Annotated in this window: 7 protein-coding genes and 6 tRNA genes; 6 read left to right on the forward strand and 7 right to left on the reverse strand. The window is 47.7% G+C overall.

The window, feature by feature from the left end; genetic code table 11:
* Window positions 1-3: 3 nt before the first annotated feature.
* A complete protein-coding gene (locus WBL83_RS14570; protein ID WP_424589821.1) occupies window positions 4-1,242 on the reverse strand; it encodes an Nramp family divalent metal transporter in 1,239 nt (412 codons plus the stop codon).
* Window positions 1,217-1,312, reverse strand: a complete 96-nt coding sequence (locus tag WBL83_RS14575) for a hypothetical protein (protein ID WP_424589822.1) — start codon at window positions 1,310-1,312, stop codon at window positions 1,217-1,219. The genes WBL83_RS14570 and WBL83_RS14575 overlap by 26 nt, the downstream gene beginning before the upstream one ends.
* Window positions 1,313-1,590: 278 nt before the next feature.
* Between WBL83_RS14575 and WBL83_RS14580 the strand changes: the two genes are divergently transcribed.
* Complete coding sequence (locus WBL83_RS14580; protein WP_424589823.1) at window positions 1,591-2,778, forward strand: NupC/NupG family nucleoside CNT transporter; 1,188 nt, start codon at window positions 1,591-1,593, stop codon at window positions 2,776-2,778.
* A 44-nt stretch (window positions 2,779-2,822) separates the two neighbouring features.
* Here the strand turns inward: WBL83_RS14580 and WBL83_RS14585 are convergent, their stop codons facing one another.
* The 4 genes from WBL83_RS14585 to WBL83_RS14600 form a co-directional block, all read right to left on the reverse strand.
* Window positions 2,823-4,463, reverse strand: a complete 1,641-nt coding sequence (locus WBL83_RS14585; protein ID WP_424589824.1) for a diguanylate cyclase — start codon at window positions 4,461-4,463, stop codon at window positions 2,823-2,825.
* Window positions 4,464-4,504: 41 nt separating this feature from the next.
* Entirely contained in the window at window positions 4,505-6,697 is a 2,193-nt protein-coding gene (locus WBL83_RS14590) for an EAL domain-containing protein (protein WP_424589825.1), read from the reverse strand.
* A gap of 296 nt (window positions 6,698-6,993) precedes the next feature.
* Window positions 6,994-7,069, reverse strand: a tRNA-Ala gene (locus WBL83_RS14595).
* A 46-nt stretch (window positions 7,070-7,115) separates the two neighbouring features.
* A tRNA-Ala gene (locus WBL83_RS14600) sits at window positions 7,116-7,191 on the reverse strand.
* A 222-nt stretch (window positions 7,192-7,413) separates the two neighbouring features.
* Between WBL83_RS14600 and WBL83_RS14605 the strand changes: the two genes are divergently transcribed.
* A complete protein-coding gene (locus WBL83_RS14605; protein ID WP_424589826.1) occupies window positions 7,414-7,767 on the forward strand; it encodes a YfeC-like transcriptional regulator in 354 nt (117 codons plus the stop codon).
* A 62-nt stretch (window positions 7,768-7,829) separates the two neighbouring features.
* Here the strand turns inward: WBL83_RS14605 and gltX are convergent, their stop codons facing one another.
* Window positions 7,830-9,245, reverse strand: coding sequence for a glutamate--tRNA ligase (gene gltX, locus WBL83_RS14610; protein ID WP_424589827.1), 1,416 nt, complete (start codon window positions 9,243-9,245; stop codon window positions 7,830-7,832).
* Window positions 9,246-9,504: 259 nt separating this feature from the next.
* Between gltX and WBL83_RS14615 the strand changes: the two genes are divergently transcribed.
* The 4 genes from WBL83_RS14615 (at window position 9,505) to WBL83_RS14630 (ending at window position 9,905) form a co-directional block, all read left to right on the forward strand.
* A tRNA-Val gene (locus WBL83_RS14615) sits at window positions 9,505-9,580 on the forward strand.
* A gap of 61 nt (window positions 9,581-9,641) precedes the next feature.
* Window positions 9,642-9,717: transfer RNA gene (locus WBL83_RS14620), tRNA-Val, on the forward strand.
* A gap of 33 nt (window positions 9,718-9,750) precedes the next feature.
* A tRNA-Val gene (locus WBL83_RS14625) sits at window positions 9,751-9,826 on the forward strand.
* A gap of 3 nt (window positions 9,827-9,829) precedes the next feature.
* A tRNA-Lys gene (locus tag WBL83_RS14630) sits at window positions 9,830-9,905 on the forward strand.
* Window positions 9,906-9,955: the final 50 nt, after the last annotated feature.

A 9,955-nucleotide genomic window follows, 5' to 3' on the forward strand; every position in this document is an offset into this window, starting at 1 on the left:
AAACTACAGCCCCAGAACTGTGCCAATCAACAGCCACAAATTCAGTGCCACCACGATGGCGACAATCACCCACCCGGTCATTTTAACCAGACGTGTATTGACGAGCTCGCCCATCAGTTTGTCATTGCTGGTGAAAATCAGTAGCGGAACCAGTGCCAGCGCTATCCCGAAGCTGAGCAATACCTGGCTCATAACCAGAATCCGTGTTGGATCAAGCCCCATCAGAATCACGATAAATGAAGGTGCCATGGTCACGGAGCGGCGAACCCATAACGGAATATAGAAGCGCACGAAGCCCTGCATCACCACCTGCCCGGCTAACGTCCCCACCACTGTGGACGACAATCCCGCCGCCACGAGGCTTAAACCAAAGATAGTGGCCGCCGAATGGCTGAGTAAGGGTTGCAGCGTCAGGTATGCTTCGTCGAGGTCGGCAACCCCAGTGTGGCCTGTAAAGTGAAACGCGGCGGCGGCGGTTGCCATCATCGCGAGGTTTACGAACCCGGCAATAGTCATCGCAATCGCCACGTCCCATTTCGTCGCGGAATACCGTTCAGCCCGATTTCCATCATGCATATGCTGGGTCAGCGATGAGTGCAGATAGATAACGTGCGGCATAATGGTTGCACCGAGCACGCCAGCGGCCAGGAATACCGCTTCGCTGGTTGGCAAGTCAGGAATCAACATCCCTTTCCCCAGCTCCACCAGATTCGGCCGGGAGAAGATCAGCTCGACGATATAGGCTGCTGCGACAAACAGCAGCAATCCGCCAATCACTTTCTCAAGGGGTTTCTGGCCACGGCGTTGCAGCATCAAAATCAGGAAGGTCGCGATCCCCGTTAGCACCGCGCCCTGTAATAAAGAAACGCCAAGTATCAGTTTGAAACCAATCGCCGCCCCAATGAACTCGGCGAGGTCGGTAGCCATGGCAATGATTTCGGCTTGTATCCAGTAAAGCCAGACGACCGGGCGCGGATAATGGTCACGAATCTGTTCGGCAAGGTTTTTACCGGTCGCGATGCCAAGTTTGGCCGACAGGATTTGAATCAGCATCGCCATGAAGTTCGCCCAGACCACCACCCATAGCAATTTATAGCCAAAGCTTGCGCCTGCCTGGATGTTGGTTGCGAAGTTGCCAGGATCGATATAACCGATGGCAGCGATAAATGCCGGACCCATTAACGCCAGGCGTAACCTTCGCGCTGTGCGAGTACCACTATTTTCGACGCGACTGTTTGTCATCATCTGCCTCTGAGATATAGCCTTTGCTATGTTTCAAGCTAGCAAAAGTGAGAATGATTATCAAATTCATTTAAAAGAGATAAACTGATTTCTTTGATAGCTGGAAACGATGAGGGATATTGACGCCCGTACACAAACTACATTTGCGACAACAACTATCATTCAGATATGTGCATTGACGCAACTTTTACCTTCTTTACTTAACATAGCAGAAATGTATGGTTGATCACTAATTTTGAGTTTCGTCACATGTCATCACTATAGTGTGCGATTGCTCTCGTTTTCTTATTGCTTGTTTCATAGAATGTGCAACGAAATTAAACCTGCCTCATAATATTTGGAGCAAATATGTCCCGCGTTCTGCATTTTGTTTTAGCGCTTGCCGTGGTTGCGTTACTCGCGTTGTTGCTGAGTAGCAATCGTAAGCAGATCCGTATTCGCTTTATCGTTCAACTCTTAGTGATTGAACTCTTGCTCGCCTGGTTCTTCCTGAACTCAGAAGTGGGTCTGGGCTTTGTAAGAGGTTTCTCAGAAATGTTTGAGAAACTCCTGTCATTCGCTAATGAAGGGACAAACTTTGTATTCGGTAAGATGAATGACGAAGGACTCGCCTTCTTCTTCCTGAAAGTTCTCTGCCCAATCGTCTTTATCTCTGCTCTGATTGGTATTTTGCAGCACATCCGTGTTCTGCCGATCGTTATCCGCTTTATCGGTACCCTTCTGTCTAAAGTGAATGGTATGGGTAAACTGGAATCCTTTAACGCCGTAAGCTCGCTGATTTTGGGACAGTCAGAAAACTTTATCGCTTATAAGGATATTCTCGGCAAGATGTCGCGCAACCGCATGTACACCATGTCCGCTACGGCCATGTCTACTGTGTCCATGTCGATTGTCGGTGCTTACATGACCATGCTCGAGCCAAAATATGTGGTTGCCGCGCTGGTGTTGAACATGTTCAGTACCTTTATCGTACTGTCTCTTATCAACCCATACCGCGTTGATGAGAGCGAAGAAAATATCCAGATGTCTAACCTTCACGAAGGGCAAAGCTTCTTCGAAATGCTCGGTGAATATATTCTGGCAGGTTTTAAAGTTGCGATTATCGTTGCAGCGATGCTGATTGGCTTTATCGCCCTGATCGCCGCACTGAACGCACTGTTTGCAGCCATCTTCGGTATCTCCTTCCAGGGCATTCTGGGTTACATCTTCTATCCGATTGCCTGGATTATGGGTGTTCCGTCTCATGAAGCCTTGCAAGTGGGCAGTATCATGGCAACCAAACTGGTATCGAACGAATTCGTTGCGATGCTGGATCTGCAAAAACTGGCGGGTACGCTTTCCCCACGAGCGGAAGGTATCCTGTCTGTGTTCCTGGTGTCGTTTGCCAACTTCTCTTCTATCGGGATTATCGCTGGTGCGATTAAAGGCCTGAACGAAGAGCAAGGTAACGTGGTTTCTCGCTTCGGCCTGAAACTGGTTTACGGCGCTACGCTTGTGAGCATTTTGTCTGCTTCTATTGCAGGCCTGTTCTTGTAATACTCGCGTGACAAACAAAAACCGAGGCTTTTGCCTCGGTTTTTTTATGCCTGAACGGTCTCATCATCCCGCCAACACACCTGGTTTCTGCCACGCGCTTTCGCCCGGTACATCCGCATATCCGCAAGAGACTGGATTTGCTCAAGCATGTATTCAGGATGCTCGCTGTATGACGCCACGCCCAGCGATGCGGTGACAGGTAATTGCGACCCGTCTTCAAGAATGAGCGTGGATGATTCAAGCTCCCATTTGATGCGTGTCGCAACACTTACCCCCGCGTTAAGATCAGAGTCAGGCAGATAAATACAAAACTCCTCGCCGCCTATGCGTCCGAGAATATCTTGCTTACGGATGGCACGCTGGATCTGTCGGGTGGCGTGGATCAGCACGTTGTCACCCACCTGGTGCCCGTAGACGTCGTTGACCTTTTTGAAGTGGTCGAGATCCAACAGCACGAGCGTGTAGTCCACATACGATGGGCTTAGCTGAGATGTTTTGTCGAAGAAGCCTCGCCTGTTCAGCACGCCCGTCAAATCGTCGTGAAGCGCATGATGCTGCATTTCACGCTGTAAATTGCCCATATTACGCACCAGTCGGCAAATAATGCGGTAGGCGCCTAACAGGGAAAGCGAGAAAATCAAAAACATCGTGACGAGAAGTAGACTGAATCGCCCAAAATCTTCATGCAGCCCCTGGCTCACGGTCTGGGTACTCACCAGCACCGAGTGAGTCCCTCTCAGCTGGCCAAACGTGACATAGACCAATCCGGAACGGAAGCTACCACGAGGATTATCCGCCAACATTTTGAGAATGGTTTCTTTCTGCTTCACGCTTAATTGAACGTTATTTTCCGCACCCACAGATTTTGTCAGAGGTTTTAACTGCGCGTCATACAGTCGGTAGGCGCTTTGGGTGTCTTCCGGTAACGAAGATGAGAGGAATTTCTGAACTGACTGGCTATCAAATGCAATACCCAGCAAGCCAATCCATTCCCCCCCAAAGTCGACAGGAATAGAGGCGTTGATCAGCGTCTCATCGCTGTTAGCAATATTTTGTCGCGTCCAGAAAGCCGTTCGTTTGGGATTTAACAGCGGGGACGCCAGCACAAAACTGCCCAGCTTTTCGTGCGGGTTATAGCTATTGATCAGCAGCGAGTTCACCTCTTTGGACAAAGAGGCAATAAATTCGCCTTCGCGAGAGATGTAATACAAATCGGCAAACAGTTCATGGGATCCGGTTGCCAGCGGGAAAAGCCCCTGGATTTTACGCAACCCATTGAGTTGCTGGCGCACCTCCAGTGACTCCTGATCCGGTAATTCGTCATCCTCAGTGACACTATCGGGCAAGGGCAACTCGCCTATCCACAGCGGCTTTTGAATCGAATTTTCATTCACTTCCCATGGCGTAACCGGGCTGCCGGGGAAGATCGGATCATCCATGGCTTCAATAAATATTCTTTTTAAATAGCGAAGGTTATCAATCTTGTACTGCGCCCGGCTTTCAATGCGCGCAATCACGCTTTCAAGATGACTTAGCTGGCTGGTGCGATAACCCTGACTAAATAGCTGCCCTTGCTGCCAGAACAGGACTGCGGTGAGGGCAAAAACAAAAATGAAGCACAGGTGAATAACACGCAGCGTGTTGCTCAACGGCAAACGAAATCGACTCGCTCTTGAAGTACTCACAATAAAGTCCTGTTTTCATATGCTCGCAACATACTGCTACCCTAAAAAGTATGGACTGTATTAAGAGGCTCGGGTTTGCCAATCAGATAACCTTGCAAGAACTGTACGCCCAGTTCATGTAGAAGTGTCCGCTGCTCTTCCGTTTCGACAAACTCAGCAACGACGCTCAATTGCTTCGCATGGGCCATATCACAGATAGATTTTACAATCAGAGGGTCAAGCGAGTCCGAGAAGATGTCTTTGATGAAACAGCCATCAATCTTAATAATGTCCGCCTGAAGCCGTTTGAGCCTTTCGTAGTTCGCATAGCCGGTACCAAAATCATCAATCGCAATTTTAAAGCCACTTTCACGCAGTAATGTGATGTTCTGCATTGAGATTTCTGATTCTGAAAATGCCTGTTCCTCAGTCACTTCAATAATCACACTGCGGGTAGGCACCTGATATTCAGTAAACAAGGAAACAATTTTCTGCGCGATATCTTTTTGCATGAGCGTCAATGGCATGAGATTGACGGAGAAGCGTGACTGCTGTCCATCCTCAGGATGCTGCTGCAGGAATATCACCAGTTTCTTCATGATCAGCATGTCGAAGCGAGTGCTGAGGTTAAATTCAGTGATAACGGGAATAAATATATCCGGGGTAATTAATTCGCCATCTAATACTATGCGACTTAATATTTCGTGATAGCCCTTTCCTTGCGCATCGACAATGGGTTGAGCATAGAGCACGAAGGATTGTTCTTCATTCAGCGCGCGTTTAATTTTTTGCAGGAGTAAAACTCGCTCTGTTGTCTGGTCAGAAACATCTTCAATTCGGGTGTCCAGACTCAGCACACGTCGCGTAGCGCACGCCTGTTCAGAGAGGTAACTTAATTGACCTAAGGTACGATGTAATTCAACGAGGTCATTATCGATAACGCTGTAAGACGCACTGTACTCAATTTCTAGCATAGTGTTATGCCATTTTATTTGCTTGCTATTGAGTATATCGACCATATGACCCAGGCGGGCTGCCGTATCCTGGCCATGTAAGAATATTAATAACTCACTACCGGGTAATTGAAATACCTCTTCGCCTGGCTGCAAGAAAGGTTTCAGTTGGCTTGTGATAATACGCTTGCACTGAATACGCATCATTATGCCGTAATGGCGGCTTAAGAACTCCAGATTAGCCATCCGCAGGCAACACAAGGTTCCTTTAGGATAACATTGCACATGATGTTCCAGCGCACGGATATTCGGTAACTGAGTTAAGGGATCGGTCAGCGCCTGGGAATGATAAATGCGCTTCATCCAGTCGTTTTTCTTTAACACCGTCGTCATATACACCATACAGACGTTAAAAGTGATAAATACCGAGAGGATAAAGGAGAGAGCAAATTCGTTATTTACGCCGTAAAGAAAACCGTCGTTATAGGTCAGCAGTAACCATGCAGAAATCGCCCACATCAACCCCATTAACCGTGGGCCAAAATGACGGATCCCAAGTGTAAAGAGCAGGAAGATGACGGGCACCAGATAGCCTGAAACCTCCAGCAACCACCAGGTGGAGCACAGCACCCACAGCATCGTTACCAGACAAAATACCCAGCCATAAGTGTAATAACGACGTGGACCCACAAAGTCACGCATCACACAACGAAGCCAGAATGCCCGAGCATAATTCGGGTTCAGGAGCATCCTTAACGGGTAATAGAACAACGGGGTGAAAATAAGCGAAGCGGCCACCAGGCTTTGAAAATCCACTACCATGAAAATCAGCGAATTATCACCAAAATAGGCCGCAACCCGGGCAGGAAAATGAATATGATGCCCGGAGATATACATCAGTAATTTAATAATAAAGGGTACCGCAAACCCCAACCAAAACATCCTGACACCGATGCCTTTATCAACCAACCCAAAGCGCCAACGAGTCCCAAGATAATAACGGGCTACCATGCTACAGACGGTTATAGTGAATATCAGGCAAAAGACAAATATTATTAATGAAAGCCAGGATATATTCAGACAGAATGAATAGGTCACGGTTGACGCTATTATTAGCGGAATAACAGCCACGCGGCCATAGATAAATACCATGGCAATCATGAAACTTATCGGCAGGTAAGCGAGATAAATCTGTTTACCTTCAATAATGGTAGCCGGTGAAATGTAACGAGAAAGAGGTATAAACAGGAGGCTTAAAACCAGGGCAGTGACAGATTTTTTTAACAGTTTTTGGAAAGTCATAAGCCTGGAGCCATTATTCCGCTACGGATGAGCAGTGTTTTTCGGTGATGAATAATACGTTTATTTATTGCGCAAATCAAGTTTGCACAATATTTCATCCATTTAATATTGTTAAATTTTTATAGATTCCTACAAAGAGAAACAGTTTGATATATTCATATCGAGAATAAATCGCATTCAATTTATTGTTAATAGATATGAGTAGATAACGCAATAGGGTTATTATTTTGGGTGATTGAGGATATTCGGTTGTTAAAAAGAAAAAACCCCCGCCATCAGGCGAGGGTTTTAAATTTTGGTGGAGCTAAGCGGGATCGAACCGCTGACCTCTTGCATGCCATGCAAGCGCTCTCCCAGCTGAGCTATAGCCCCACGAATGGGTTTGGTTTAAACGGTTCAAATCTTGCTGGTTAAGATTTGGTGGAGCTAAGCGGGATCGAACCGCTGACCTCTTGCATGCCATGCAAGCGCTCTCCCAGCTGAGCTATAGCCCCATACCGTGAAATCCGTGTCGTATCGACGGGCGGCATCATATGAAACCCATTCAACAGTGTCAACGGCAAATTCTTGTTCTGCGATTAATCGTCGAAAAAGCAAACAATGCGGCCAAAGCGAGTTGCATCTGATCATGCTCTAGTTAATCTTGTCACAGTTTCCAGTAAAATGATCCTCTAAGATGAATCACTAATAACCCTTTTGGATTTAAGGAAAAAACTGTGCTCAAGGAACGTATGACCCCAGAAGAGCTGGCGATAATTACCGGTTATAGTCGCCAAACAATCAACAAATGGGTACGCAAAGAAAGTTGGCTCACCACGCAAAAACCGGGTGTTCAGGGTGGTAAAGCGCGCCTGATTCATGTGGACGAACGGGTTCGTGATTTTATTAACAGTGCCCGGCGTGTTTCTGAGAAACACAGCAGCTACCACGTTAATGACACATCTTTGGAAGGCCTGCTGCTTAATGCGATGAAGCAGATGTCGATTGCCGAGCAAGAAAAGATGTCTGCAATGCTTCTGCGAGAAGGTATTGCGGGAGTTTTAAAACGTTTAGGCATTCGTGATGAGTAAAACGACTATTAAAAAGCCGGCATAAGCCGGCTTTTTTGCAACTTCGCTTTATAACCTGTTCGTTACTGTTGCGCTTCGCGCTGAGCAATAAATTCCAGCGCCTGGTTGATACGCGCAATAGAACGTTGTTTACCAATTGCGTGAACGGTGACATCCAGACCCGGTGACTGCCCTGCCCCAGTTACCGCTACGCGCAGTGGCATACCGACTTTGCCCATACCCACTTCCAGTTCATCAGCGGTTGCCTGAATAGCGTTATGTACGTTTTCCGCCGTCCAGTCAGTTAATGCTGCCAGTTTGTCGCGAACCACTTCGAGTGGTTGACGCGCAACAGGACGCAGGTGTTTCTTCGCAGCATCGGCATCAAACTCACTGAAGTCTTCATAGAAGTAGCGGCAAGTTTCCGCCATCTCTTTCAGAGTTTTGCAACGATCGCCAAGCAGTTTCACCAGTTCAGCCAGTTGTGGTCCATTACGGGTATCAATGTTTTGCTGCTCGATGTGCCATTGCAGATGCGTGGCAACATATTCAGGAGCCAGATGATTGATGTAATGGTGGTTCAGCCACTGCAGCTTTTCAGTATTGAATGCGCTGGCAGATTTGCTGACGGAATCCAGGGTGAAAAGCTTGATCATCTCTTCACGGGTGAAGATCTCTTGATCGCCGTGTGACCAGCCCAAACGTACCAGGTAGTTCAGCAGCGCTTCTGGCAGATAACCGTCATCGCGATACTGCATTACGCTTACCGCGCCGTGACGTTTGGACAGTTTTTTACCGTCATCGCCATTGATCATCGAAACGTGCGCGTAAACCGGCACTGGCGCATTCAACGCTTTCAGGATGTTGATCTGACGAGGCGTGTTGTTAATGTGGTCTTCGCCACGAACAACGTGGGTGATTTCCATATCCCAGTCATCGACAACGACACAGAAGTTATAAGTTGGGGAACCATCGGTACGGCGAATGATCAGATCGTCGAGTTCCTGGTTGCTAAATTCGATTGGACCACGGATCTGGTCGTCGAAAATAACAGAACCTTCTTGCGGGTTAGCAAAACGCACCACACAAGGTTCATCTGCAGCGTGGTGTTCATGGCCGTGACGGCAGCGACCGTCATAACGTGGCTTGTCACCGTTCGCCATTTGTTCTTCACGCAGTGCTTCAAGGCGTTCTTTAGAGCAGTAGCATTTATAGGCTGTACCTGCTTCTAGCATTTCATCAATAACCGCGTTGTAGCGATCAAAGCGTTTGGTCTGGTAGTACGGACCTTCGTCCCACTCAAGGCTTAACCAATTCATGCCATCCATAATAGCTTCGATAGCTTCTGGAGTTGAACGCTCAAGATCAGTGTCTTCTATACGCAGCACAAACTCGCCGTCGTGGTTACGAGCAAAGAGCCATGAATAAAGAGCAGTACGAGCACCACCAACGTGCAAATAACCAGTTGGGCTTGGCGCGAAGCGAGTTTTGATTTTCATTAAACGGCCTTATTTACGCAAAAGTACCGGGGAACCGGCAAATGCCAGGGAATAAAGAGTGGGCAACATTCTACCACTGTGTGCTGATTCCTCAATGTAGATACCTTTAGTTGTCAGCAATCCTCATATTCTGGTGGCAAATCAATCACCAACGGATATTTCGCGATCGCATTGTTTATTTTTACGACGAACGGACAAAATCTTTAGAAAAGGCGTTGACTCATTTTCAACTCTCCCTATAATGCGACTCCACACAGCGGGGTGATTAGCTCAGTTGGTAGAGCACCTCCTTTACACGGAGGGGGTCGGCGGTTCGAGCCCGTCATCACCCACCATTCATTAGTGAGTGATTCCGCAGTGTGTCGTTATTGAGAAGTACAGTAAGAGATAAGATTTGGGTGATTAGCTCAGTTGGTAGAGCACCTCCTTTACACGGAGGGGGTCGGCGGTTCGAGCCCGTCATCACCCACCATTATCTACTCTTACAATAGCAGTACCGAAGTTTGGGTGATTAGCTCAGTTGGTAGAGCACCTCCTTTACACGGAGGGGGTCGGCGGTTCGAGCCCGTCATCACCCACCATTCGGGGCGTTAGCTCAGTTGGTAGAGCAGTTGACTTTTAATCAATTGGTCGCAGGTTCGAATCCTGCACGCCCCACCAAATTCAGAAAAAAGCGCCTTTTGGCGCTTTTTTCGTTTCTGCAACACTGA

Origin of the sequence: Buttiauxella sp. (assembly GCF_049686335.1) — a bacterium.
GTDB lineage: Bacteria > Pseudomonadota > Gammaproteobacteria > Enterobacterales > Enterobacteriaceae > Buttiauxella.